Source organism: Nocardioides sp. F233 (assembly GCF_057813895.1).
Genome location: NZ_JBVASH010000006.1, coordinates 194,605 through 220,293, shown reverse-complemented (window position 1 = coordinate 220,293; position 25,689 = coordinate 194,605). Strand labels below are relative to the sequence as shown.

The following is a 25,689-nucleotide window of genomic DNA, read 5'->3' as shown; positions in this document are numbered from 1 at the left end:
CGCGTAAGCAACGCACGGGTCGGGTGTCAGGTAGCTGTCGGCGGGGCCGACCCGAGCTGTCGCGCGCTGTCGCGGCGGCCCGGACGAACACACCGGGGGGTGCATGTCGTGATCAGGCAGTGTGAGAGGACGGCCGGCGGGGGCCGGGACGAGTCGTCGAGCCGATGTGGGACCGACCGCCCAGACCTCGTAGTCCTTTGGGACCATTCGGGATGCTCTGGGGTCCCGGCGGACGTTGAGCAGTCATGACCGCCGACCTGGTCGACCCCGTGCTGGACGGAGACCCCGTCCTGTTGAGCCGCGTCCGCGCCGGTGACCCCGACGCGTACGGGGAGCTCTTCGAACGCCACCGCAGTGCCGCCGTCTCCTTCGCCCGCCGGCTCGCGGGACCCGGTCATGCCGACGACCTGGTCGCCGAGGCCTTCACGAAGGTGCTCGACGCGCTGCAGCGTGATCTCGGGCCGACCGTGTCGTTCCGCTCCTACCTGCTCACCTCCATCAGGAGCATCTGGAACAACACGATCCGCACCGAGCGCCGCTACGACCTGGTGGACAGCTACGAGCACCTGCCGCCGGTCGACGAGCTGACCTTCGCCGACGATCCCGACGGGCGCTTCGACAACGGAGCCGTCGCCGCGGCGTACCGCAGCCTTCCGGAGCGGTGGCAGGCCGTGCTCTGGTACACCGCCGTCGAGGGCCTGCCCCACGGCGAGGTGGCCGTGCACCTCGGGATCAAGCCGAATGCGGTCGCCGCCCTGAGCTTCCGGGCCCGTGAGGGGCTGCGCCAGGCCTACCTCGCCGCCCACCTCGGGCGCACGGCGGACGAGGGGTGCCTGTTGTGGGCTCCCCTCATGCCTGCCTACGCCCGCGGTGCGCTCGACCGGCGCAAGCGTCCCGGACTCGAGGCACACCTCGACGGTTGCCTGAGCTGCACGGCCGCGCTCGCCGATCTCGACGACGTCAACAACCGGCTCGGCGCCGTGCTCCTCCCGGCCGTGATGGGGGCGGGCCTGCTGGGCTCCTCGGGCAGCTGGGCAAGCCTGTTCGGTCACGGTGGTACGCCGGTCGTGACCGGCAAGGTGGGGGTCGTCGCAGCCGGCAAGGCCGGCCTGCTCGCCACGGTGGTGGCCGCCGTCGTGGGCGCCGCGGTGACGCTGCCCCTGCTCGTCGACGGCACGGTCCGGGACCAGCCGCCTGCCGCGAGCTCGGCCATCACCGTGCCCGAGCCCGTGGCGTCGGAGCGCGCGCGTGATGCCGGTCCTCGGTGGCCGGCGGCCACCGATCGTGCCGAGCGGGAGCCACGCCCGTCGACCCGCCCTGCGACCACCCCACGGGTCAGGGCACCGTCGACCGCGGCGCCGACGCCCGTCCGCACCCCTGCACCGCCCCACGGGGGCAGCGCCCTCTCGGCGGACACCCTCGTCCCGGTGACGCCACCGCCCGCCACGGCGACCGAGCCGGCCCCCGCCGACCCGACCGGCCCGCCTGACCCGACCGACCCGACCGACCCGCCTGACCCGACGTACCCGCCCGCTCTTCCGCCCGACATCGGCTTCGGGACGCCCACGGTCTCGCCGGTCACGGATGGCGACGTCCGGCTCTCCCTGGTCCGCCTTCCCCTGAAGAACCTGCGCCCGGACGCCAGGGTGACCGTCACGATCAGCCGTGTGCTCGGTCGGCCGGTGCGGCTCAGCAGTGGCTGGGACTGCTCTGGCACGAGCGACGGCGTACCGGACGGGGCCGGCCTGGTCCCCTCGACGACCCTGGTCTGCACCTGGATCGGGCCGGAGACCGGGCTCGCCGAGCTGAGGCTGTCCGTCCTCACCGCGGGCCATTCGCTGCTGACCGCTTCGGTCAGCCAGGCGCCCGGTGTCCTCGACCCGGTCGCCGCCAACAACACGGTGTCACTCACGATCGCCCCGTGAGGACGACATGGCGCGAGGCACTGCGCGAGTGGCGTAACCCCAAGGCGGTCGTCTCCATCATCGCCGGGGCGGGCCGGGAGGTCGAACCGGAGGCACGGGCCGGTCGCAGGGCTGCCGGCGCCGCAGGGCACAGCGATGCCGCCGACCTGGCTGCAACCTTCGCGGGGCCACTGCTGGACCGTCTCGCCGAGCTCGAGGTCGCCTTGCTCGAGGAGCCCCACATCCTGGTCTGCACCGACCCTCACACCGGCGTCACCACCTACACCGGCCCGTTCCCCAACGCCTACGAGGCGATGGTCTGCCTCGACGAGCTGGAGGTTGCGTTGCGCGCCGACGTCGACCTGCCCGGCCCGACCTGCACGTTGGCGCCGCTCTTCCCTGGCTGACTCCCCGTCCGGGGAAGGAAATCCCGGGAGCCGCGTAAGGGGCTGCCAGCCGCTGTGTCTGAACTTGTGGGACGGCCAGCCAGGCCATCCGCCCCGTGCGGACCGATCACCCGTGAGCGGTCCCCGAGGGAGTGCGCGAGGCGCGCCTGACCGACGTCGGGCGCCCGCCTCGGGAGGAGATCACCTCTCCGGACGCAGCCCGTCGCCCCTGGGGGGTGCGGCGGGTCGCGTTCCGGCGCGCTCCGGCACGCCCGCAGGGCTCATCCGGCCCCCGACCAGAGGATCTCATGTACGACGCACCTGCGCGTGCCCTGCGCGCTCCACTGATCCACGCCACCCGACTCGTGCTGAGCTGCATGGTCGCGCTGGTCCTGATGCTCGCGGGAGCCGGCGCCGACGACGCAGCAGGCGGCCGGTCGGGCGTGCCGGACGTGGACGGCTCGGGGGTCCGGCCCACGGTGGCGGGAGTGCCCGCTGCTCCAGTCGTGGTCTACCGCGAGGACTTCGAGAACGGCATGGGCACGACCGCCACCGGTGCGAAGTCCCTGACGGCCAACACCCTGGGAGCTCCGCAGTACACGGGTGCCGCCGGTACGACGTACCTCGCCGACACCAACTGGCGCGAGGGCCAGCGGTGCAGCGGCATCGTCCTGGCGTACGCCAACGGCGACAGCACGCGCGACGACGGCGGCGGGCCTGCCTGGGCGACCACCAGCCGCACGGCGGGCGGTCAGACGATGCAGGACAAGTGCAGCCCGCTCAGCGGCGTCCAGTCCTACAACGGCATCCGCACGCTGGCCCGCGCGATGGGCCAGGTGGTCGGCGGCGGCGACTCGAACCACATGGTCTCGACCTACACCGAGTGCGACCAGGACGCCAGCGGCAACACGTCCACCTGCGACACGCTGCCGGTCGGCCCGACGGTGTCGCGGATGTTCGAGACCCAGCAGCAGATCACGGTCACGCCCAACCACTACTACACCTTCGCGGTCGACGCGGTCGCCGGAAACTGTGCCGGCACCGGTACGACGACGCAGCCCAGCGACCCGCAGTACCAGTTCCAGCTGCTCAGTGGCGCGACGCGGTCCGACGTGGGCACCGCCCTGAACCCCTGCCGGGACAGCAGCCGGTCGCCGTTCACCGTCAATCGCCCGCGAGCGATCGGCGCCAGCACCACCATGAGCGGCTACGTCAGCCGGCTGCGCGCCACCAGCGCGTTCATGTACGCCGGTTCCAGCCTCGGCGTGGCGATGTACGACAAGGTCGGCATCACCAACGGCAACGACGGCGGGTTCGACAACGTCGAGGTCCGCGACGTCACCCCGACCGTGGACAAGTCCTTCAGCCCGGCGCTGCTCGAGCCCACCCAGGTCTCGACGCTGACCATCACGATCACCAACACCTCCGAGCTGCTTGCCAAGACGGACTGGAGCTTCACCGACACCCTGCCGACCGGTCTGACCCTGGCCAGCTCGACGTTCGGCGGCAGCTGCGCCCAGGTCGCCGGGGCCCCGCTGGTCCGGTCGGGCGTGTCCGGCACCGGCCTGATCACCGTCACCGGTGGCGACCTGGCCGCCGGGCAGACCTCGTGCACGATCACTGCGAGCGTCACCTCGTCGAGCGAGGGCAGCTACACCAACAGCCCGACGACCAACATGAACCTCACCGGCCTGATCCCCGGCTCGCCCGGCACGGTCGAGTTCCGGTGGCCCCGGATCACGCTGGTCAAGGCGCTCGGCACCGCCCGGACGAAGACCGCCGACCAGTTCACGGTGGGGATCCGCACCGGCTCCGGCACCGGCCCGGTCGTGAACAGCACGACGAGCTCCACCACCACGGGCAGCGGCGCGACCGTCACCGCGGGCACGGGTACGACGGGCGCCTACATCGGGCGGTCGGGGACGTCGTACTTCATGACGGAGTCGGGGGTCGGCAGCACCGACCTCTCCACCTACGACACGACGCTCACCTGCGTCGACGCGACCGGCGCGACGACCGGCCTGCCGACCAATGCGGTCTACACCGGCAGCAACAGCATCGTCCCGGCGATCGGCGCGCAGATCACCTGCACGATCACCAACCGGGCCAAGGCGCCGACGATCACGCTGGTCAAGAAGCTCGGCTCGCCGCGTGCCGCCGACACCGACGAGTTCACGGTGAGCATCCGCACCGGTTCGGCCACCGGACCGGTCGTCAACGCGACCGCCGGCTCCACGACCACCGGCTCGGGCGCGACCGTCACCGCGGGCACCGGCACCACCGGCACCTACACGGCGACGGCGGGCACGGCGTACCACCTCACCGAGGTCGCCGCCGGTACGACGAACCTGACGGCGTACGCCAAGACGATCACCTGCACCGACGCGGCCGGCGTCCAGACCGGGCTGCCGACCAATGCCCCGGTCACGGCGTCCTTCGTGCTGACACCGGTCCCCGGCGCGCGGATCTCCTGCGAGCTGACCAACTCCGTGGCCATCCACGACGTCTACCTGCGCAAGGTGGCCCCGGCGGCCGGCGGTTCGTGGTCTCCGGTCGCGGGCTCGACCTGGGAGCTCCACGGCGACGCCGCGGGCAGCCTCGGACCGGTCCTGGCCTCGCCGACGGTGACGCCGGTCGTAGGCCAGGACGGCACCTTCCGGATCCCGGGGCTGTCCGCCGGCACCTACTGGCTGCTCGAGACCAAGGCGCCCACCGGCAACTCGCTGCTCGCGCAGCCGCTGCAGTTCACCGTGGCCGGCAACGGCACCGTGACCCTCGGCTCGGGTGCGGTCGCCGACGTGGTCTCCCTCGGCACGACCTCGACCGGTGAGCCGCAGCTCACCGTCCGCAACTTCCAGGCGGCACAGCTGCCCGCGGCCGGAGGGTCCGGTACCGGATCCCTGGTCCTGGGTGGGCTGCTCCTCCTGGGTCTCGCCGTACTGCTGTTCCTCGCGCTCCGGGTGCGAGAGGCCAGGCGCCTGGAGGTGACCGTGCCCCAGCAGTAGCCCGACCGCCGTACCTCACCATCACGCAGTTCAGTGAAGAGAAAGACGACATCACCATGATCCAGAAGTCCGTGGGGCGCTTCACCGCTCTCCTGACCGTCATCGCCGTGGCCGCGCTCGCGCTGCTCGGCGTGGCGTCGCCGGCCTCGGCCGCCGACTCCCTGCCCGACCCGGCCCGGACCGGATCGCTCACGATCCACAAGTTCGCCACGCCCGACAGCCCGACCGGCCTGCCCCACAACGGCACCCAGGTCGACACCACCGGCCTGACCCCGGTTCCCGGCGCGACCTTCAGCATCAAGAAGGTCACCGGGATCGACCTCACCACCAACCAGGGCTGGGCCGACTCCAACGACCTGAGCCAGGTCTTCGACCCCGCCGCGGCCGAGGCATCGGTCACCGGCGCCGGCTACGGCCTCGCCGCCGCGAACGGATCGCCGGTCACCACCGACTCCGCGGGTCTTGCGTCGCTGTCGAACCTGCCGCTCGGCCTCTACCTCGTCCAGGAGACCGCCTGGCCCGCGGGCGCGACGCCGTCCGCCCCGTTCCTGGTGTCGATCCCGCTGACCGACCCGGCGAACGGCGACAAGTGGCTCTACGACGTCCACGTCTACCCCAAGAACGCCACCACCAGCGTGAGCAAGACCGTCGACGACGCGGCCGCGATCAAGCTGGGTGACGAGGTCGAGTGGACCATCGACGCCGACATCCCGAACGTGCAGGTCATCGACGCCTACAAGGTCGTCGACAACCTGGACGCCAAGCTCGACTACGTCGGCGCCCAGGTCACCCTGAGCGACGGCACCGCCATCACCCAGGGCACCGACTACACCGTCGCCTACGACGCCGCCGCGCACCGGGTGACCGTCGAGTTCACCGCCGCCGGCCGCGCGGTCCTGGCCGCGCACCCGACCGCCAAGGTCCGCGTCGTCGTGACCACGAAGGTCAACACGGTCGGGGAGATCGCCAACACCGCGCTGCTCTACCCGAACCAGGCAAGCTACGGCGTGAAGCCGGGCGAGCCCGGCGGCCCGACCGTCACCCCGCCCGTCCTCACCAAGTGGGGCTCGATCACCGTCCTCAAGACCGACGAGGGTGGCACGGCCCTGGCCGGCGCGGTGTTCAGCGTCTACCCGTCGCAGGCCGACGCCGAGGCCGGCACCAACGCGATCGTGATCAGCGGCCAGTCCACCTGGACCGCCGGTGCCGACGGCACCTTGACCATCGCCGGTCTGCGCTACTCCGACTTCGCGAACGGCGCGACGGTCGCGCCCGGTGACGCCGGCTACCAGAAGTACTGGCTCGTCGAGGTGAAGGCGCCGTCCGGGTTCGAGCTCCTCGCCGACCCGATCGGCTTCGAGGTCACCGCGGCCACCACCGCGGTGGGCGTCGACCTGACCGTCGAGAACGTGCCCGCGAACGGTGGCTTCGAGCTGCCCTTCACCGGCGGCAGCGGGCGGACCCTGATCTACATCCTGGGCCTCGTGCTCCTCGTCGGCGCCGGGGCGTTCGTCGTCGTCGCCGGCCGCCGTCGCGCCGAGGACTGACCGGCTCGGCATCCATCCCCGGGGTGGGGGGCGTCGCTCGCCGACGCCTCCCGCCCCGGCCCCGTTCGGAGGACACCCATGACGATCACCGCCGCCGCGCCACGACCGGACGAGAGCCCCTCGTCACCTCCGGGTCGCCCGCGGCGCAGGGGGCGGCGCCGCCTCGGTCCGATCCTGGGGTCGTGGCCGGTTCCTCGTGTCCTCGTCGCGGTGCTCGCCCTGCTCGGCGTGGCCACGATCCTCTATCCCGGCATCGCGTCGTGGGTCGCGGCTCGCGCGCAGGCCCACCAGGTCGACGCGTACGTGCACGCCATCGAGTCACTGAGCCCGACCCAGGCGCGTGCGCAGCTTCGCCGGGCCGACCGCTACAACGCCACGCTCCCCGCCGGCATGCTGCGCGACCCCTATGCCGGTGGGTCGGAGGGTGAGCAGACCGCGCTGGGCACCGACGCCACGCGGTACTTCCGGACGCTCGACCTCGGTCCCGAGGGGATGATGGGCGTCCTGGGCTTCCCGGCGATCGATGCCGAGCTCCCGATCTTCCACGGCACCGATCCCGACACCCTCGACCGTGGGCTCGGCCACCTCTACGGATCCGCCGTGCCGGTCGGCGGCGCCGGCACCCACAGCGTCCTGACCGGCCACTCGGGCCTGGTCCACGCGACCCTCTTCACCCACCTCGACCAGGCGGAGAAGGGCGATCGGTTCACGATCACCGTGCTCGACCAGGTGCTGACCTACGAGGTCGACCAGATCCGGGTGGTGCTGCCCTCGGAGACCGACGACCTCGCGGCGGTGCCCGGGCAGGACCTGGTCACCCTCGTCACCTGCACGCCGACGGGCGTCAACACGCACCGGCTCCTGGTCCGTGGCCATCGGGTCCCGACCCCCGAGGTGACGGCGGGGTCGAGCGTGATCCGCGGCAGCCGGGCCGCTTCGTTCCCGTGGTGGCTGGTGTGGGCAGCGATCGCCTCGGCCGCGACCGTGGTCGGCACCAGCCCGCTCGCCCGACGTCGCCGCCCTCGGCGCAGGGCCGCCCGGCTCGCGCGCTGATCCGGCTCGACGCGGCATTCGCCAGCCACACCGCACCTCCGTCCCCTAGGGTGCCGCGAATGGGCTGGAAGGACGTCGCCAAGCTCGGCCGCGAGTGGGCCGAGGCGAAGAAGACCGAGCTGCTGACCACCGACAACCAGGAGCGGGAGCGGGCGCGCGCCGAGCTCGAGGAGATCGGTCGGCGCACGCAGGAGGAGCTCGGGACCTCTGCCTTCGAGGCGGTGCTGCCCGAGAAGTGGTCGCGCAGGGTCACCGACGCCCGCCCCGAGAACGTCGCCGCCCGCGAGGCGAAGGAACGGCGTGAGCGGCTCGCCACCCAGGCCACCGGCCGGGTCACCTTGACCGTGAGCGGCAGCGAGCAGGGCACCCTCGACGCCGAGCTGCCGGTGTCGGTCGAGGAACGCGACGCCTGGCTGGCGGTCCGCGTCGAGGCGCCCACGCCGGTCGCCCTCGGCGGCACGACGCTGAGCGAGCTCGCCCTCGCCGTACCCGGTCACGCCGGGCCGGGCAGCTACGACCTCGTCGAGCAGATGCGCCGTGGCGAGGCCGGCGAGATCGACTGGTGGGAGGCCTTCGAGCTCTTCCTCGCGCCGGGCGAGGTCACCGACGACACGACCTGGTACGTCGACCTGTCCGCGGGGCCGGCGCGCGTCGAGGTCGGCGCGAACGAGGTGCGCTTCGAGCTGCCGATGCAGTCCGCGGTCAACGCGATCCGGGTGCGGGGCACGGTGATCTGGTCCCAGGAGGCTCAGCCGAGCTGAGCCAGTTCCACGGCCCACGGCGTGCCGGCGTCCTCGAGCAGACGGTCGGCCTGACGGCGGATCGAGGGGATCCGGCTCGGGCGGGTGATGACCAGGCGCAGGGCGAGCTCGGCGACGTCGTCGGGAAGCGAGACGTCGCGCTGGGCGCCCGACCAGCGCACTGCCTGGTTGATGGTGGCGTCGAGGATCTCGATGACGACATCGGCGCGGGTCGGTACGAAGTCTCCCTCGGCGACGCCGCGCTCGATCAGTGCTCGCAGGCTGTCCAGCGCGGTGTGGTAGATCGTGTGCCACTCGGCGAACTCCGGTTCGTCGATGAGCGCGCTGAGGTAGAGGCCGCGCAGGTCGTACGCGCTGGTCATCTCCACGAGGATCTCCCGCCGGACACCGTGGTAGAGCTCGACGCACGCGGGCGTTCCGTCCGGGACCTCTCGCTCGCCGCGCAGCCCGGGGGAGCGTTCGTGGTCGTACGCGTAGAGCGCCCGGGCGATGTCGTGCTTCGACGCGAAGTGGTGGAAGAGCGACGGCTGACGCACGCCGACGGCGTCGGCGATCTCCCGGGTCGAGGTCCCGTGGAACCCCTTGGTCGCGAACAGCCGCGCCGCCTCGCACAGGATCTGCTCCGGGGTGACCTTCGATCGCGCCATGGACCCAGTCTATCGAGTGATAGACAAACCGCGGGGACCGTCCTACAGTGACGCCGTCGCCTATCGATCGATAGGCAAATGGCACCGAGGGAGATCCATGGAATCGACCACAGCACCTGCGGAGACGGGCGCCGGGCTCCGCAGCGACGCCGTCAGTGCGCGGCACCTCGTCTTCTTCGTGGTGTCGGCCGCGGCCCCCCTGACCGTGATGGCGGGCTTCGCACCGCTCGCGTTCCTCGTCGGTGGACAGTCCGCGCCCGTGGGCTACCTCGCGGCGGGCCTCGTCTATGCCCTGTTCGCCGTGGGCTTCTGTGCGATGTCGCGCCACGTGCGCAACGCGGGTGCCTTCTACGCCTATGTCAGCAGGGGTCTCGGCGGGACGATCGGCGCCGGCTCTGCCCTTGTCGCGTACGTCGCCTACACCCTCGGTGAGATCGGCTTCTGCGCCGCGGCGGGCCTGTTCGCGTCGACCACCCTGGACGGCCTGGCCGGCATCCACCTGTCGTGGGGCGTCTGCGCGGTCGCGCTCGGCATGATCGTCTCGGCCGTCGCCTACTGCCGGGTCGACGTCGGCGCCCGCGTGCTCGCCCTGCTCCTCGTGGGCGAGATCGGCCTGCTGGTCGCGCTCTCCGTCGCGGTGCTGGTGACGGGCGCGCCGGAGGGGCTCACGCTCGAGGGCTTCGACCCCTCCGGGTGGGACGCGAGCGTGCTGGGCTCGCTGTTCGTGATCACGTTCGTCGTCTACATCGGCTTCGAGCAGACCGCGGTCTACGCCGAGGAGGCGCGCGACCCGCGCCGGACGGTGCCACGGGCGACGTACATCGCGGTGGCCCTGCTCGCCGTCACCTACACCTTCGTGTCCTGGGTCCTGCTGATGGCGATCGGTCCCGATGCGCTCGGCGCCGCCCTCGCGGGAGACCCCTCGCAGCTGGTGTTCGGCGTGAACCAGACCTTCCTCGGCGGCTTCATGACCGACGTGATGCGGGTCCTCATCGTCACCAGCTTCGTCGCGGGCGTCCTCGCCCTGCACAACGCCGGTGCCCGCTACCTCTTCGCCCTCGGGCGGGACCGCCTCCTGCCCGCGTCACTCGGCACGACCGGAGCCAACAGCAGCCCTTCCCGCGCCGTCGTCGTGCAGTCCGTGATCGTCGTGGCTGCGCTGGTCGGGTTCGGCCTCTCCGACCTCGACCCCTACACGCAGGTGGTGATCTGGACGAATACCCCGACCCTGGTCGGCGTGCTGTTCCTGCAGATCCTCACCTCGGTCGCGGTGATCCGGTTCTTCGCCCGGTATCAGAGCGACGAGAGTCTCTGGCAACGGCTGGTCGCCCCCGTGCTCGCGACGATCGCGCTCGCTGGGGTGCTCTACCTGGTCTGCACCAAGATGGGTCTGCTCACCGGGCTCGGTGCCCGCGACAACCTGCTGATCAATCTCCCCCTCGCCGTCGCCTTCGTGGCCGGACTCGCTCGCGGGGCGGTGGCTGCGCGATGAGCTCCGCCCGTTACGCCTGGTCGATCCCCGGCTTCCCCGTCGAGCGCCCGGGCGCCGACCCGACGACGCCCGAGATCTGGTGCTACGCCGACCGCTACAGCTACCTGCCCGGCGACGAGGTGGCGCTGAGCGTGCACACCACTGCGGCGTCGTACGACGTCCGGGTGGTGCGCGACGGCGCCGACCCGGCCGAGGTGTGGTCGGCGTCCGGTCTTCCGGGGGTCGCGCACCTGACGCCGACGGACGCCTATGCGGTCGGCTGCGGCTGGCCGGTCTCCGTGCGGATCCCGGTCGATCCGCGGTGGCGCAGCGGCTTCTACCTGGTCGTCGTCGGGACGGAGGTCGACGGCCGCCGCCACGAGCGTGAGGGCTTCTTCGTCGTCCGCGCACCGCGTCCGAGCGCGGACATCGCGCTCGTGCTGACCACCGGCACTCTGGCGGCGTACAACGACTGGGGCGGCGCCAACCACTACCGCGGGCTCGGCGACGACCCGTACGCCGACGTCCCCGCACCGGTGCTGTCCAGCCGCCGGCCCGTCGCTCGCGGCATGCTCCGGCTGCCCGACGGCGCGCCCCGCAACGCCAATCCCACGACGCCGGGTCCGGGTTACCGTCCCCGCCACCCGACGTACGAGTGGGCGATCACCCACGGCTACTCCCGCCACCACAGCGATGCCTTCTGGGCGACCTACGAGCGTCCCTTCGTGGTGTGGGCGGAGCAGAACGGCTACCGGCTCGACCACCTCACCCAGCAGGACCTGCACGACGACCCGACGGCCCTGGACGGGTATCGCTGCGCGGTGTTCGTGGGTCACGACGAGTACTGGACGTGGGAGATGCGCGACGTGGTCGACCGGTTCGTCGACGCAGGAGGCAACCTTGCGCGCTTCGCCGGCAACTATGTCTGGCAGGTCCGGCTCGACTCCGAGGGCCGGCAGACCTGCTACAAGGACCCGAACCTCGACCCGCTGCTGGCGACCGACCCGACCCGGGTCACCACGACCTGGGACGCGCCGTTCATCGGCCGTCCGGCGGCCCACACCATGGGCCTCACCGGTCTCAGCGGTGCCTATGCGCGGTACGGATCGACGACGCCCCGCAGCAGCGGTGGCTACACGGTCTACCGCCCCGAGCACTGGGCGCTGGAAGGGAGCGACCTCTTCTACGGCGACGTCTTCGGTGCCGCCCCGGTCTGCGTGGCCGCGTTCGAGGTCGACGGCGTCGACTACACCTTCCGCCACGGTCTGCCGTACGCGACCGGCAGCGACGGTGCCCCTGCCGATCTCGAGATCGTCGCGATGACGCCGGCCGTTCTCGGCGAGACCGATCGCTGGGCCGGCGAGGTCCCGATCGGCGCGCCGATCGAGGAGGTGCTCGACCTGGTTCGCGCGGTCTGGGGCGAGGACGTCCCGGAGCGGTTCAGCACCGGGTACGGCGCCGGAATGGTGGCCACCTTCCGTCGCGGCGACGGCGAGGTCTTCAACGCCGGGACCACCGAGTGGGTCAGCGGCCTGATCCACCACGACCCCTTCACCGAGCAGATCACCCACAACGTGCTGCGCCGCTTCACCGGGCAGCAGGAGGACCGATGAGCCAGCCCAAGACCCTCGCCGACGTCCGCACCATCGAGGTCGGGACCGGCTCGGCCGTCGTACCCGTCTGGCAGCCGGGGACCGCCTCGTCGACGTGGCAGGAGACCGAGTGGCGCTCCTTCGGGGACGACGAGGCGCTCCCCTTCGGCGGCGCCTGGGAGGGTCGACCGGGAGCGCTGCGTCTCGATGACTACCCGTACGACGAGGTCTGCGTGATGCTCACGGGCATCGTCGCGCTCATCGACACCACCGGCGCACGCCGGGAGTTCAGGGCGGGAGAGGCGTTCTTCGTGCCGAAGGGCTTCTCTGGGACCTGGGAGACCGTCGAGCCCGCCACGAAGGTGTTCGTGGCGTTGCCGTAGATACTCGTTCCATGAACCCGGTCGACATCGCCGAGCCGCTGCGGTCCCGCTGGAGCCCGAGCGTCTTCGACGCCCAGCACCGGCTCACCAGCGCGGAGATCAGCCGACTGCTCGAGGCGGCGCAGTGGGCGCCGAGCTCGGGCAACCGGCAGCCGTGGCGCTACGTCGTCGCTCCCCGCGGCAGCGCCCAGCACGCCGCCTTCGTGCCGCACCTGAGCCGCGGCAACTCCGGCTGGGTGCCGCGGGCCTCGCTCGTGCTCCTGTCCGTGGTCGAGCTGGGCCAGGACGGCGTCGAGCTGAGCGACGTCCTGATCCCGACCCATGACGTCGGCCAGGCCTCGGCGCACATCACCCTGCAGGCGCACGCGATGGGCCTGAATGCCCACCAGTTCGGGGGATTCGACCACGACGCCGCTGCTGCGGCGCTCGGGATCCCCGACACCGCGCGGCTGCTGGCGGGCATCGCCGTCGGCGTCCGCGGCAACCCTGCCGAGGTGTCGGAGCGCGACGCGGAGCGCGACCACCGCGAGCGGCACCGCCGCCCGCTCGCCGAGACGGCGTACGGCGCCTGGGGTGAGGCCTGGTCCGGTCTGGCCCCGTCCGGGCCGACCGTCGCCGAGCGCGCCTGACGTGGAGGGACGGCGCGGCGGGGTGCTGGTCGCCCTGGTGGTGGTCGCGCTGCTCGTGAACCTGCCGCTCGCCCACCTGACCTGGCAGCGTTGGGAGCTGTCCCGCGACGGTGTCGAGGTGACGGCCGAGGTCACCGCGACGAACGTGCTGCGCGCGCGGACGGACCCGCACTACGTCGTACGGTTCCGGCTCGCCGAGGACGTCGACCCGCAGCGCCGTACCTGGCCGGCCGAGGTCGACCACGCCACCTGGCGGGCCGCCGAGGACACCGGTGAGATCGGTGTCCGGGTGCTCCCGGACAAGCCGTCGGTCCAGCGCGTCGACGGCGCCCGCTCCTCACCACTGGGCTACGTCGTCATCGGCGGGGTCGACGTGATCGTGCTCCTGCTGGGGCTGCTGCTCTGGCGCCAGCGTCGCGTCGCCCGTGCCACACTGCCTGCATGACCTCCCTCCACGACTTCAAGGCCACCGCGATCGACGGTGTCGAGACCGACCTGGCGTCGTACGACGGCACCGTGGTCCTCGTCGTCAACACGGCCTCGAAGTGCGGGCTGACCCCGCAGTTCCAGGGCCTGCAGGAGCTGTACGACCAGTACGGCGACCGCGGCTTCACCATCCTCGGCTTCCCCTGTGACCAGTTCGCCCACCAGGAGCCCGGCACCGAGGACGAGATCGCCGAGTTCTGCCAGCGCAACTACGGCGTCTCGTTCCCGATGTTCGCGAAGGTCGACGTGAACGGGAAGGACGCCCACCCGCTCTACCAGTGGCTCAAGAAGGAGCAGGGCGGGCTGATCGGCGGCGCCATCAAGTGGAACTTCACCAAGTTCCTCGTCGGCCGCGACGGTGCGGTCCTCGACCGCTACGCACCGACCACCGAGCCGGCCAAGCTCGCCGACGACATCGAGAAGGCGATCGGCTGATCGCCGACCCGGCAGGAACTGGCTGAGAAATACGGCCGACCCGGCAGAAACTGGCTCGCGAATCACGCCGACCCGGCAGAAACTGGCTGAGAAATACGGCCGACCCGGCAGAAACCTTCTGCCGGGTCGGCCGCTTTTCCGAGCCATTTCGGGCCGGGTCGATCAGACCCCGGCCAGCTGCTTGTCCTCGACGTGCACCGGCGCGGAGTCGCGCTCGAGGGACTCGCCCTCGACGTCGACGTTCGGAAGGATCCGGTCGAGCCACTTCGGCAGCCACCAGGCCTTCTCGCCGAGCAGGTAGAGCACCGAGGGGATCAGCACCATGCGCACCACGAAGGCGTCGAACACGATCGAGACGGCGAGCGCGAAGCCCATCGACTTCACGACGGCGGTGTCCTCGAGGATGAAGCCGGAGAACACGGCGATCATGATCGTCGCGGCGGCGGTGACCACCCGGGCGCTGTTGCGGAAGCCGTCGACGACGGCCTCGTGCGTCGGCAGCCCGTGGACGTGCGCCTCCCGCATCCGGGTGACCAGGAAGACCTGGTAGTCCATCGCGAGGCCGAACACCACGCCGATCAGGAAGATCGGCATGAAGCTCACGATCGGCTGGCCCTCGAACAGGCCGAACGCGCCCTCCTGGAACACCGCGACCGTCGCACCCAGCGTGGCCAGCACCGAGAGCAGGAAGCCCAGGGTGGCGGTGAGCGGGATCAGGATCGAGCGGAACACCAGCACCAGCAGCACGAAGGCCAGGCCGATGACGACGGCGAGGTAGATCGGCAGCGCGCCGTTGAGGCGGTCCGACACGTCGGTGGTGATCGCGGTGAGGCCGGTGACGCCGACGACGGTGTCGGTCCGGTCCTCGATCCCGGCCTGCCCGTCGCGCAGGGCCTGCAGCAGGTCGAGGGTCTCCGGCTCGTCCGGCCCGGAGGACGGCACGATCTGGATCATCGCGCCGGTTCCGGTCCCGATGGGGGCGCCGTCCTCGCCGCGCTCGGCGTTGGTGGCGACCAGGTCGGCGCTCGCGACGTCGTCCTGGCTCGCGGCCCACTCGACGACCCGGTCGAACGCGGCCCGGCGCTGGTCGTCGTTCGCGATCTTGCGGCCGTCGACGACGACGAGCAGCGGGCCCTCGCGACCGGGGCCGAACGCCTCGGTCATCAGGTCCGACGCCTTGCGCTGGGTGGTGTCGGTCGGCGAGGTGCTGTCGGTCGGGAACGCGAGGTACATCTGCGAGATCGGCGCGGCCAGCGCACCGAGCAGGACGACGACACCGAGCGCCCAGGCGACGGGAGCCTTCGCCAGCATCCGCGCCCAGCGCACGCCGTTGTTGTGGACCCGGCCGTGCTCGTCGCGCTTCGGGTTGTACTTGCGCACCTGGCCGGCGAAGGACTTCGACTTGGTCAGGCCGAGCAGCGCGGGCAGCAGGGTCAGCGCCACCAGCACCGCGACGAACACGGTGGCGGCCGCGGCGAGGCCCATGGCGGTCAGGAACGGGATCCGTACGACGGCCAGTGCCGACAGTGCGATGAGCACCGTGAGACCGGCGAAGACGACCGCGCTGCCCGCCGTACCGACGGCGATGCCGGCCGCGTGGGCGCGGTCCTTCGTGTGGTGCAGCTCGGTGCGATAGCGGGCGAGGATGAACAGCGTGTAGTCGATGCCGACCGCGAGGCCGATCATCGTGGCCAGCATCGGGGTGCTGGAGCCGATGTCCATCAGGGCGGTCATGGCGGTGATGCCGGTCATGCCGAGGCCGACGCCGAAGACCGCGTTGAGCAGCGGCATGCCGGCCGCCAGCAGCGAGCCGAAGGTGAGGACCAGCACGACGAGGGCGATCCCGAGACCGATCAGCTCCGAGGAGCCGCCCGGCGGCTCCATCACGGCCATGCCCGGCCCGTTGGCCTCCGCGACCAGGCCGGTCGCGTCGGTGGTGTCGGCCAGCAGCTTCTCGAGGTCGTCGATCGTGGTGACCTTCAGGTCGGACGGCGAGTCGACGTCCCACTCGAAGGACATGGTGCCGATCCGGCCGTCCTCGGACAGGGTCGAGAACGCGGCGGGGACGCCCTCGGCGGCGGGCGCCGGGGCGACCAGGCCGGGGTTCTCGGCGCCGGTCTGCGGCAGCGTCGGCACCTCGTCGATGAGCTGCTGGATCGCGGCCTGGTACGCCGGCTCGGCCAGGGTGTGGCCCTCCGGCGCCGCCACGACGAGGTTGACGGAGGCGTCCTCGAACGCGTCACCGGCCTCGGGGAACAGCTCCTGCTGGATGTCGGCGGCCTTCTCCGAGGGGATGCCCGGGATGGAGAACGCGTCGGTCATCGGCTTGGAGAAGGCAGCCGCGAGGCTGCCGAGGACGACGGCGACGAGCAGCCATCCGGCGATGAAGAACGGCCACCGCCGGTAGGCGGTCGAGCCGATGCGGTAGAGCAGGCGGGCCATGTGGGATCTCCTGGTGGGCCTGGTTGGGCGTGCTGGGGAAGGTGTTCAGCCGAGCGCCGCACGGGCGTCGGCGACGGAGTTGTCGAAGTGCTGGGCGAAGGTGAGGCTGGCGTCGGCGGCGGTCCGCTCGAGGGCGTCGTCGAAGAAGGTGATGAGCAGGCGCAGGATCACGCGCACCTTCTCGCTCGGGAAGTCCGCGCCCTCACGCTGGCGGATGCAGTCACCCAGCAGGTCGGCCGCGGACTCGAACCGCTGGTGCACGAGCTGGATCAACCGCGGGTCGTTCATCACGGCGTCGCGGACCGCGGCCATGTGCTGGTCGGAGTCGGCCTGCTCGCGGGTCGCCTCGTGGGCCATGACGATCAGGTCGTCGAACAGCCGCCCCGTGGGGCCGCCCCCGACGAAGGTCGCGACCAGCTCCTCGTCGACGTCCGGCTCGGGGCCGAGCACGACCTCGGCCTTGCCGTCGAAGTAGTTGAAGACGGTCCGCCGCGACACGTCGGCCGCGGCCGCGAGGTCGTCGATGGTCCAGCCGTCGAAGCCGCGGTCGAGCGTCAGCCGTACGGCGCACTGCTGGAGGCGCAGCGCGGTCTGGTGCCGCTTCGCCTCGCGTCGGTTGCACAGTTCGGCCATGAGTGCATCTTTGCACTCATTTGGATTTCAGTGCAACTTTGTGACGGCCGTCACTGGCCCCGAACCCGAGTTTCCGGGCCGTCCTCGTGGATACGATCCAGAGCCCGTCCCCCTTCCCCGGAGCACTCGTTGACCGTCTTCCTCGTCCTCGGCATCGCCGGGCTCGTCCTGCTCGCGCTGTCCCTGGTCGTCGGCGACCTGCTCGACGGCGCCTTCAACGCGCTCGAGGCCGACTGGATCTCCTCTGCGGTGATCGGCGGCTTCGTGTCCGCCTTCGGGTTCGGCGGTGCGGCGAGCGACGGCGCCGGCCTCCCGGTCGCCGTCTCCCTGGCCATCGGTGGCGGTTGCGGTGTGGTCGTCGGCTGGTTCGCGTGGTGGCTGACCCGGCTGCTCAAGGACAGCCCCAGCGACGGCACGGTCTCGATCGGCGACAGCGTCGGCCTGGTCGCGAAGGTCGTCACCGACATCCCCGGTGACGGGTACGGCGTGGTGCGGGTCGTCGTCGGAGGCCACCCGATGCGCCTCAACGCCAGTGCCCACCGGCCCATCGAGGCAGGAGCCGAGGTCAACGTGACCGGCGTGCTCTCGCCCACCGCGGTCAGCGTCACGGAGGTCTGGCCGTCCTGACCGGACGCCGACCTCCGCTCCCCAGGCTTCTCCTTCTCACAACCCTCGGAAAGAACGGAATGCGATGAACACCGCCGTCCTGGTGCCGATCGCCGGCATCGTCGTCCTGCTGGTCCTCCTGGTGTTGCTGGTCACCAGCCGCTACAAGGTGGCCGGTCCCAACCAGGCCTTCATCATCACCGGCCGCAAGGGCAAGGCCGTGATCAACCCCGAGACCGGTGAGCTCACCACCGACCTGTCCGGTCAGAAGGTCGTGCTCGGCGGCGGCGTCTTCGTGATCCCGTTCGTGCAGAAGCAGGCCACGATGGACCTGTCGAGCCGCCGGATCTCGGTGCAGATCCGCGGTGCCGTCTCCGGCCAGGGCATCAAGCTCAACCTCGACGGCGTCGCGATCGTCAAGGTCGGCGGCAACGCCGACCAGATCCGGCTCGCCGCGCAGCGCTTCCTCTCGCAGCAGGCCGACATCGAGCCGTTCACGCAGGAGGTGCTCGCCGGTGCGCTGCGCTCCATCGTCGGCGGCCTGACCGTCGAGCAGATCATCCGTGACCGGGCGGCGTTCGCCCAGCGCGTGGCCGACGAGTCGGAGGCGTCGCTGACCGGCCAGGGCCTGATCCTCGACGCCTTCCAGATCCAGGACGTCACGGACGACGGTACCTACCTCGCCGACCTCGGACGCCCCGAGGCCGCGCGGATCCAGCAGGCCGCGGCCATCGCCGAGGCCAACGCCCGCCAGGCCGCCGAGCAGGCGCAGATCGCCGCCGAGCAGGAGATCGCGATCGCCCAGCGGACGCTCGCCCTCAAGCAGGCCGAGATCAAGTCCGAGACGGACGCCGCGTCCGCGCAGGCTGCCGCGTCCGGCCCGCTGGCCCAGGCCGAGCGTGACCAGGCGATCCTGTCCGAGCAGGAGAAGGTCGCCGTCCAGCAGGCGGCACTGACCGAGCGCCAGCTCGAGACCCAGGTCCGCAAGCCGGCCGACGCCGAGCGGTACCGGGTCGAGCAGGAGGCCGAGGGTCGGCGCAACGCCGAGATCGCGGCTGCCGACGCCCGCAAGGCGGCGACCATCGCCGCCGCCCAGGCCAAGGCCGAGGAGACCAAGCTCAGCGGTGAGGCCGAGAAGGGCCGGCGTGCGGCGCTCGCCGAGGCCGAGGCGATCGAGGGTGCCAAGCGCGGTGAGGCCGAGAAGGCCCGTCGTGTCGCGGAGGCCGAGGCCACCCGGGCCGAGGGTGAGGCGCAGGCCGCCGCGACCCTGGCCGTCGGCCAGGCCGAGGCCGAGGCGATGGACAAGCGCGCCGAGGCGTTCGCGCACTACAACGACGCCGCGGTGCTGCAGATGCTCATCGAGGTGCTCCCGCAGATCGCCAAGGAGGTCGCGTCCCCGATCGCCGCGATCGACCAGCTGACCGTGCTGTCCACCGACGGTGCGGGCGCGTTGCCCAAGCAGGTCATCGACAACGTCACGCAGACCCTGCAGATGTTGAAGACCTCGACCGGTCTCGACCTCGACGCGCTGATCAAGAAGTCGGTCGGCAAGGTCGCCGGCGGTACCGACGCCGTCGTCCCGGGCGAGCTGGACGGCACCCCCTCCGCCTGACCTGGGAGACGCAACTACCGGATTCGTCGCTCAGCGTCGGGTGCGAGGACGAATTCGGTAGTTGCGACGTCACTCAGGAGCCGGGCCGGACCAGGCCGTGGTCGTAGGCGTAGACGATCGCGGCCGGTCGGTCCCGCAGGCCGAGCTTGGTGAAGATCCGTCCGACGTGGCTCTTCACGGTGAGCTCGGAGATGACCAGCTCGGCCGCGATCTCGCCGTTGCTGCGGCCGACGGCCATCGCGCGGAGCACCTCGAGCTCGCGGGCGGTCAACGGGTCCACGCCGTCCGAGGCCCGGGCGGCCGGGACGGGCGCGAAGGTGCGGAATCGGTCGAGCACCCGCCCGGTCACGGCCGGGTCCAACCAGCTGCCGCCCTCGGCGACCGTGCGGACCCCGCGGATCAGGTCGTCGGCCGAGGAGTCCTTGAGCAGGAAGCCCGCGGCGCCCGCGCGCAGTGCGCCGGACAGCATCTCGTCGTCGTCGAAGGTCGTCAGCACCAGCACCGGCGGGCCGTCGTCCTCGACCACCGCGCGGGTGGCGGTGATCCCGTCGACCGTGCGCATCCGCAGGTCCATCACGACCACGTCGACGCCGCCCTCGCCGAGGCCAGCCAGGGTGGCGGGTACGTCGCCGCCGTCGGCGCACTCGGCGACGATCTCGAAGCCGTCACGCCGGCGCAGGATCCGGCGCAGGCCGGAGCGCACCAGCTCCTGGTCGTCGACCAGGACGACCTTCACCACGGGGTCCGTCACGCTGTCTCCATCTTTCCGAGGGTCCGGCCGCAGGGCAGCTCGAAGCCGTGGCCGGGGCGTCCCGACCCCAGTCGTACGTCGACCACCCAGTCGCCGCCCGCCGGCCCGGCGTCGAGCCGGGCACCGAGCTGGGCCGCCCGGGCCTGCATCCCGGCCAGTCCGGAGCCGAGCCCGTCGGGGCGCGGTCGGCCGGTGGGCAGCGGGTTCGAGATCTGCAGTCGCGCGCGGGCGCCGGTCACGGCGAACCGCACGCGGACGGGGGCGTCCCCGCCGGCGTGCTTGACGACATTGGCGAGCGACTCCTGGGCGATCCGGTACAGGCCCAGCCCCGCGGCGTCCGGCAGCGACGAGGGGTCGCCCTGCTCGTCGTACGCCACCGCGAGGCCGGCGTCGGACATCTCCCGCACCAGGGCGGCGATGTCGGCGGCGCCGGGCAGGGCGTGGCGCTCCGAGGTGCCGTCGGCCATCGCGCTCACCGCGCGGCGGATGTCGGCCATGGCGCGGCGGCCGACCTGCTCGGCGTCGGCGAGCGCGGCGTCCACCTCGGCCACCGCCTCGGCGGTCTCGTCCGCGGTCGCGGCCTCGCCGACGTCGCGGAGCGCGCGGCGGGCACCGGTGACCTGGAGCAGCGAGATGCTCAGCGAGTGCGCCACGAGGTCGTGGATCTCCCGCGCGATCCGCTCACGCTCAGCCGTGGTCGCCCGCTCCCATGCCTGCTCGCGGGCCTTCCGCTCGGCGATCAGCGCACGCATCTGCCACAGCAGCATCGCGCCGATGACGAAGCCCAGCAGCAGCTCGAAGGTGTACAGCGGGGCGCCGACCAGCCCCGGGTGGATCGCGGCACCGATCAGCACGACCTGCCCGATCGCGGCCACGGACAGGCCCTCGCGCAGCCCGTCGCGGGCGGTGATCTCGGCCGTCGCGAGGCCGAGCAGCACGGGGGCCAGGTCGAGCACGCCGTCGGGCGGACGGGACAGCAGCAGCGCGGCGGCAAGCACGCTGCCGGCGCTGTCGGCCCACCACGGCAGCCAGCGGTGGGTCGTGAACTGGAGGAGCGGCGAGACCATCACCAGGGGCACGCAGACCAACAGCGGGTCGAGCGGCCAGAGCGCGTCGCGCAGCACGAGGGCGACGACGACCGAGACCAGCTGGCCCAGGTGGGACGCCAACGGCACCCACCAGGGGTAGAGGATCTGGTGCCGTTCGAGGTTCGACTCGATCCCGGCGCGCAACCAGCGCAGCATGACGACAGCCTAGGGAGGACGGCGACCGGGGTCATCCGGCCGCGGGAGGCCGCCGCGCTCCTCCCCTGGTAGGAGGCCAGGTCCCTGCCGTCGTCCGATGTCCGGCCCCCCGTGCCGCGCCTACCTTCGATGCATCCCCCCGAACGACATCCACCCGACAGAGAGGTCGGTGAGGACCATGACCTGGACCGAGACGCACCGCCGCTGGCAGGCCCTCCGCGCGATCGAGCAGGACCTGTGGTCCGCCGAGCGTCCCGAGCTGCCCTGGAACGACGAGCTCGCGCTGATCTTCGGCGACCGCGACGGCCTGCGGGCCGCGCTGCGGTACCGCTGGCGGCTCGCGGTGAGCACCCAGCTCGACACCCACCTGCCCGAGCGGGTCCTCGAGGAGCAGCGCCGGGTCCTCGCCGAGCGGGCCCGCGGCGTGCTGGCCGTGCTGGACAACGGCACCGACGAGGAGTTGGGTACGACGCATGCGGTCGCCTGACCTGGCCCGTGCCGTCGACCTCCCACGCTCCTTCACCGCGTGGACGCTGGCCCACGGCCTGCAGCGCTCCCTCATCCAGCGCGGTGCCCGCAAGGGCGACCTGATCAGCCGGATGGTGATGGACCCCGCGCTGCGGGTCGACCCGTTCCCGGCGTACGAGGAGCTTCGCGGTCGCGGCGTGATCAGCGCCAACGACCTGATCTCGGCGAGCGTCGACCACGCGGTGTGCAACGAGGTGCTGCGCAGCGACGCGTTCGGCACCGCGGGCGGCCAGGGTGAGCTGCCCAGGCCGCTGCAGTGGCTGCACCACAAGGTGATCGACCCCGACACCCTCGGCCCGGTCGACCCGCCGTCCATGCTGGCGGTGGACCCGCCGCTGCACACCCGCTACCGCAAGCAGGTCGCCCGCGCCTTCACCGCCCGCAAGGTCGGCCGGATGGGCGACCGGGTGAGCGACGTCGCCGGCGACCTGCTCGACGACCTGGCCGGGGTCGAGGACTTCGACCTCATCGAGCGCTACGCCTCCCAGCTGCCGGTCACCGTGATCGCCGACCTCCTGGGCGTTCCGGAGCACGACCGCGGCCGGCTCCTCGCGCTCGGCAACGAGGCTGCAGTGACCCTCGACCCCGGCCTGTCCTGGCGCCAGTTCCGGCGCGCGGAGGTGGCGCTGCGCGAGATGCACACCTGGTTCCGCGGCCACGTCGAGCGCCTCCGGGAGAACCCCGGCGACGATCTGATCAGTCAGCTGATCCTGCTCGACGGCCCGGACCGGCTCGAACCGGTCGAGCTGCACCAGGTCGGCCTGCTCGTGCTGGCCGCCGGCTTCGAGACCACCGTCAACCTGATCGGCAGTGCCGTCGCCATGCTCGACGGGCACCCCGACCAGTTGCGGTGGCTGCAGGAGAATCCCGACGGCTGGGGCAACGCGGTCGACGAGGTGCTCCGCCACCAGTCACCGGTTCAGCTGACCCTGCGGATCGCGCTGCGGCGTACCGAGGTGGCCGGCAAGGTCTTCGAGCCGGGCCACGGGATCCTGCTCTACCTCGGCGGCGCCGACCGCGACCCCGCGGTGTTCACCGACCCCGGCGCCTTCGACGTCACCCGCGCCAACGCCGACCAGCACCTCGCCTTCTCGGCCGGCGTGCACTTCTGCCTCGGCGCCAGCCTGGCCCGGCTGGAGACCGCGGTCGCGCTGCAGGCGCTGTACGAGCGCCACCCCGACCTGCACGTCGCCGGGCGTCCCGAGCGGCGCGGCACCCGGGTGCTGCGCGGCTTCGAGCGGCTGCCGGTGCGCACGACCGCACGGGTGCCCTCCTAGGAAGGCTCAGTCCGGCATCGCCGAGAAGTGCTGGTGGTCGACCGGGTCGTGCCACCGCCCGCCCCAGTACCAGCCGATCGCGTCGAACGCCGCCACCACCGGGTCGCCCTCGCGCACCACTCCGGGGCGTGCGGCGGTCCGGTCCAGGTAGGGCACCGACCGGTCATGGGTGGTTCGCCCGTGCAGCACGTAGGGGTTCTCCAGCGGGTCGAGGTCGATCGCCCGGCCGTACGCGTGGTGCGACCAGGTCGTGCTCGACCCGGTCTTCGGCCGGCAGTTGAACGCCGAGGTGTTGTCGGCCTCGATCGAGGCGAAGTCGTCGCCGCCGTACGCCTCGATCGGCCGCATCCGCCGGATCGGGAACCCGAGGTCCCACAGCTGCCCGAACACCCGTCGTACGTCGGCGACGACGTCGCGGTGCACCACGAGCCGTCCGGTACGACGCCGCCCGGCGAAGTCGTGGAACGCCAGCCGCACCACCCGCAGGTCGGTGAGCGGGACCGGGCAGCCGGGGTGCCAGGTGACCCCGCGCATCGCCGTCTGCTCGGCGTCGGTGAGCCGGCGGCTGCTCGAGGTGTACCCGACCGGTGCCGGCGTCTGCGTCGGGCTCGTTGTCACGGTCGGCGGAGCTGTCGGCGCAGGTGTCGTGGCGACGGGGTCGGCCGTGCACGCCGCGAGCGCGAGCACCGCGAGGGCGAGCGCTGCGCGCCTCAGCACTCGGGGACTGCCGGGTCGTTCGAGCCGGCGCCGGAGCCCGACAGGTGCAGCATCGCGACCCAGTCGTCGTCGACGGTCCGCGCCCACCGGTCCGAGCTGCTCGCCAGGCTCTGCGACGACACCGTCCCACCGTGCACCCAGCAGACCACCTCGTGCACCGTGCCGTTCTTCCAGCGCTCGCTGTTCCCCCGGTCGTCGCGGGCCTCGGCGTCGTCGGTCGACGGGCCGGTGCGGACCTGCAGGTAGCAGCTGCCGTCGCCGCAGGTGTCGTGCACCCGCACCGCGACCGGCGCCGGGTCGTTGGACCGGGTGGGGTCGGACCGGGTCGTCGACACCCCGGCTACCTCGCCGGTGTCGGCGGTGGTCGCGTGCGAGGAGGGCGTGCTCGGGGGGTCGGCCCGCGGCTCGTCGCCGCTCGCCCACGGCCGGAGCACCGCCGCGGCCACGCCGACGACCACGAGCGCCGCGACGCCCGCGGCGAGGGTGATCAACCCGGCCTGACGGGCCGGGGGCGCGGGTGGTGGCGTGTCGACGCGCACCGGCAGGGGCGGCGTGGGCGTCGGGAGGCGCGTCGGGAACGAGGGCGGCGGAGGAGGCGGCGGGACCACGGTCTCCCCGGCGGGCCGGACCGCGAGCCGTCGTACCTGCATCGGCACCTCGGCCAGCACGTGGTCGAGCGCCACCCGCATCGCGTCGACCGAGGCGAACCGCTCGGCCGGGTCCTTGGCCATCGCCTGGAGCAGCACCCCGTTGAGGTCCTCGACCCACGGAGCGTCGGCGGCCAGCTGGCGCACGGGTGCCTCGAGGTGCTCGCGGGCGAGCACGAACTGGGTGCCGACGTACGGCGTCGCGCCGGTCAGCATCGTCCAGAGCAGGCAGCCGAGGGCGTAGACGTCGGTGGTCCGGGTCGCCGGGGCACCGCCGAACCGCTCGGGGGCGAGGTAGGGGAAGGTGCCGATCACCGCGCCGGTCGCGGTCAGGCCCTGGTCGGGCTCGGTGTCGCGGGCGATGCCGAAGTCGCACAGGTACGCGAACGGTGCGTCCGCGGTGCCGGTGACGAGCACGTTGCTCGGCTTGATGTCGCGGTGCAGGACGCCCGCGCGGTGGGCGTCGGCGACCCCGGAGGTGATCTGTACGGCGAGCGTCAGCGCGGTGCCGACCGGGAGCGGCCCGTCCTCGAGCCGGTGGGCGAGGTCGGCGCCGGTGACCAGCTGGGTCGCGATGAACAGCGAGCCGTCGACCTCGCCGTGGTCGAGGACCTGGATGATGTGCGGGCTGTCGAGGCGGACCAGGGTGGCGGTCTCGTGGAGGAAGCGGGTGCGGTACTCGTCGTTGCCGGCCAGCTCGGGCGCGATCACCTTGAGTGCGACCCGGCGCCCGATCCGGGTGTGCGTGGCGGCGTACACGACCCCCATGCCGCCCCGGCCGAGGACGCCGTCGACCTGGTAGTCACCGAAGGTCTCGCCCTCGCGCGGGTAGCCCGTCATCACGACCCCCTTCTGCCCGCTGGTCCGGCCCCCATTCTCGCGCCTGCGCCGTGTGACGGCGGCCACTTTACAGATACGACCCTCTTGTCAAAG

At 72.0% G+C, this 25,689-nt stretch carries 23 protein-coding genes; 16 read left to right on the top strand and 7 right to left on the bottom strand.

Annotated elements, in window-relative coordinates; genetic code table 11:
* The first annotated feature begins 245 nt into the window (after window positions 1-245).
* The 6 genes from ACZYRU_RS21915 to ACZYRU_RS21890 all read left to right on the top strand — a co-directional run bounded on the left by ACZYRU_RS21915 (window position 246) and on the right by ACZYRU_RS21890 (window position 8,656).
* A complete protein-coding gene (locus ACZYRU_RS21915; protein WP_488959216.1) occupies window positions 246-1,925 on the top strand; it encodes a sigma-70 family RNA polymerase sigma factor in 1,680 nt (559 codons plus the stop codon).
* A complete protein-coding gene (locus ACZYRU_RS21910) occupies window positions 1,922-2,311 on the top strand; it encodes a hypothetical protein (protein ID WP_488959215.1) in 390 nt (129 codons plus the stop codon). Before ACZYRU_RS21915 ends, ACZYRU_RS21910 begins: the two co-directional genes overlap by 4 nt.
* Before the next feature lie 287 nt (window positions 2,312-2,598).
* Window positions 2,599-5,295: a DUF7933 domain-containing protein gene (locus ACZYRU_RS21905; protein WP_488959214.1), complete on the top strand. Its 2,697-nt coding sequence runs from the start codon at window positions 2,599-2,601 to the stop codon at window positions 5,293-5,295.
* A 56-nt stretch (window positions 5,296-5,351) separates the two neighbouring features.
* Complete coding sequence (locus ACZYRU_RS21900) at window positions 5,352-6,842, top strand: SpaH/EbpB family LPXTG-anchored major pilin (protein ID WP_488959213.1); 1,491 nt, start codon at window positions 5,352-5,354, stop codon at window positions 6,840-6,842.
* Between the two features lie 210 nt (window positions 6,843-7,052).
* Window positions 7,053-7,895, top strand: coding sequence for a class C sortase (locus ACZYRU_RS21895; protein WP_488959212.1), 843 nt, complete (start codon window positions 7,053-7,055; stop codon window positions 7,893-7,895).
* A 59-nt stretch (window positions 7,896-7,954) separates the two neighbouring features.
* Window positions 7,955-8,656, top strand: coding sequence for a hypothetical protein (locus ACZYRU_RS21890; RefSeq protein ID WP_488959211.1), 702 nt, complete (start codon window positions 7,955-7,957; stop codon window positions 8,654-8,656).
* On the opposite strand, the gene ACZYRU_RS21885 is transcribed toward ACZYRU_RS21890, so the two are convergent.
* A complete protein-coding gene (locus ACZYRU_RS21885) occupies window positions 8,644-9,303 on the bottom strand; it encodes a TetR/AcrR family transcriptional regulator (RefSeq protein ID WP_488959210.1) in 660 nt (219 codons plus the stop codon). The genes ACZYRU_RS21890 and ACZYRU_RS21885 overlap by 13 nt on opposite strands.
* Before the next feature lie 97 nt (window positions 9,304-9,400).
* On the opposite strand from ACZYRU_RS21885, the gene ACZYRU_RS21880 reads away from it, so the two are divergent.
* From ACZYRU_RS21880 to ACZYRU_RS21855, 6 genes are read left to right on the top strand one after another with little or no spacing between them, the layout of a single operon-like run.
* Window positions 9,401-10,795 (top strand): APC family permease, encoded by a 1,395-nt coding sequence (locus tag ACZYRU_RS21880; protein WP_488959209.1) that lies wholly within the window; start codon window positions 9,401-9,403, stop codon window positions 10,793-10,795.
* Window positions 10,792-12,387 carry a N,N-dimethylformamidase beta subunit family domain-containing protein gene (locus tag ACZYRU_RS21875; protein WP_488959208.1) on the top strand — a complete coding sequence of 532 codons (1,596 nt, stop codon included), beginning with the start codon at window positions 10,792-10,794 and terminating at the stop codon, window positions 12,385-12,387. The genes ACZYRU_RS21880 and ACZYRU_RS21875 overlap by 4 nt, the downstream gene beginning before the upstream one ends.
* The gene (locus ACZYRU_RS21870) at window positions 12,384-12,749 is read left to right on the top strand and encodes a cupin domain-containing protein (protein ID WP_488959207.1); all 366 of its coding nucleotides are present in this window, start codon (window positions 12,384-12,386) and stop codon (window positions 12,747-12,749) included. The genes ACZYRU_RS21875 and ACZYRU_RS21870 overlap by 4 nt, the downstream gene beginning before the upstream one ends.
* 11 nt (window positions 12,750-12,760) lie before the next feature.
* On the top strand, window positions 12,761-13,378 hold the full coding sequence (locus ACZYRU_RS21865) for a nitroreductase family protein (protein ID WP_488959206.1): 618 nt from the start codon (window positions 12,761-12,763) through the stop codon (window positions 13,376-13,378).
* A gap of 1 nt (window position 13,379) precedes the next feature.
* Window positions 13,380-13,823, top strand: coding sequence for a hypothetical protein (locus ACZYRU_RS21860; RefSeq protein WP_488959205.1), 444 nt, complete (start codon window positions 13,380-13,382; stop codon window positions 13,821-13,823).
* On the top strand, window positions 13,820-14,299 hold the full coding sequence (locus ACZYRU_RS21855) for a glutathione peroxidase (protein ID WP_488959204.1): 480 nt from the start codon (window positions 13,820-13,822) through the stop codon (window positions 14,297-14,299). Before ACZYRU_RS21860 ends, ACZYRU_RS21855 begins: the two co-directional genes overlap by 4 nt.
* A gap of 162 nt (window positions 14,300-14,461) precedes the next feature.
* Here ACZYRU_RS21855 and ACZYRU_RS21850 read toward each other — a convergent pair whose 3' ends face one another.
* Both ACZYRU_RS21850 and ACZYRU_RS21845 read right to left on the bottom strand, forming a co-directional pair.
* Window positions 14,462-16,741 carry an MMPL family transporter gene (locus ACZYRU_RS21850; protein ID WP_488959203.1) on the bottom strand — a complete coding sequence of 760 codons (2,280 nt, stop codon included), beginning with the start codon at window positions 16,739-16,741 and terminating at the stop codon, window positions 14,462-14,464.
* Between the two features lie 45 nt (window positions 16,742-16,786).
* Window positions 16,787-17,374: a TetR/AcrR family transcriptional regulator gene (locus tag ACZYRU_RS21845; RefSeq protein ID WP_488959202.1), complete on the bottom strand. Its 588-nt coding sequence runs from the start codon at window positions 17,372-17,374 to the stop codon at window positions 16,787-16,789.
* Between the two features lie 129 nt (window positions 17,375-17,503).
* Here ACZYRU_RS21845 and ACZYRU_RS21840 point away from each other — a divergent pair, with 129 nt between their 5' ends.
* On the top strand, window positions 17,504-18,001 hold the full coding sequence (locus ACZYRU_RS21840; RefSeq protein WP_488959201.1) for a hypothetical protein: 498 nt from the start codon (window positions 17,504-17,506) through the stop codon (window positions 17,999-18,001).
* Between the two features lie 64 nt (window positions 18,002-18,065).
* Window positions 18,066-19,592, top strand: coding sequence for a flotillin family protein (locus ACZYRU_RS21835; RefSeq protein ID WP_488959200.1), 1,527 nt, complete (start codon window positions 18,066-18,068; stop codon window positions 19,590-19,592).
* 73 nt (window positions 19,593-19,665) lie between these two features.
* Here ACZYRU_RS21835 and ACZYRU_RS21830 read toward each other — a convergent pair whose 3' ends face one another.
* Together ACZYRU_RS21830 and ACZYRU_RS21825 are read right to left on the bottom strand one after the other, a co-directional pair.
* Entirely contained in the window at window positions 19,666-20,343 is a 678-nt protein-coding gene (locus tag ACZYRU_RS21830; RefSeq protein WP_488959199.1) for a response regulator transcription factor, read from the bottom strand.
* Window positions 20,340-21,587, bottom strand: coding sequence for a sensor histidine kinase (locus ACZYRU_RS21825; protein ID WP_488959198.1), 1,248 nt, complete (start codon window positions 21,585-21,587; stop codon window positions 20,340-20,342). Before ACZYRU_RS21825 ends, ACZYRU_RS21830 begins: the two co-directional genes overlap by 4 nt.
* Before the next feature lie 178 nt (window positions 21,588-21,765).
* On the opposite strand from ACZYRU_RS21825, the gene ACZYRU_RS21820 reads away from it, so the two are divergent.
* Together ACZYRU_RS21820 and ACZYRU_RS21815 are read left to right on the top strand one after the other, a co-directional pair.
* Window positions 21,766-22,074 (top strand): hypothetical protein, encoded by a 309-nt coding sequence (locus ACZYRU_RS21820; protein WP_488959197.1) that lies wholly within the window; start codon window positions 21,766-21,768, stop codon window positions 22,072-22,074.
* Window positions 22,061-23,392 (top strand): cytochrome P450, encoded by a 1,332-nt coding sequence (locus ACZYRU_RS21815; protein ID WP_488959196.1) that lies wholly within the window; start codon window positions 22,061-22,063, stop codon window positions 23,390-23,392. Before ACZYRU_RS21820 ends, ACZYRU_RS21815 begins: the two co-directional genes overlap by 14 nt.
* Before the next feature lie 6 nt (window positions 23,393-23,398).
* Here the strand turns inward: ACZYRU_RS21815 and ACZYRU_RS21810 are convergent, their stop codons facing one another.
* Window positions 23,399-24,109 (bottom strand): M15 family metallopeptidase, encoded by a 711-nt coding sequence (locus ACZYRU_RS21810; RefSeq protein WP_488959195.1) that lies wholly within the window; start codon window positions 24,107-24,109, stop codon window positions 23,399-23,401.
* A complete protein-coding gene (locus ACZYRU_RS21805; RefSeq protein ID WP_488959194.1) occupies window positions 24,103-25,596 on the bottom strand; it encodes a serine/threonine-protein kinase in 1,494 nt (497 codons plus the stop codon). Before ACZYRU_RS21805 ends, ACZYRU_RS21810 begins: the two co-directional genes overlap by 7 nt.
* Between the last annotated feature and the right edge of the window lie 93 nt (window positions 25,597-25,689).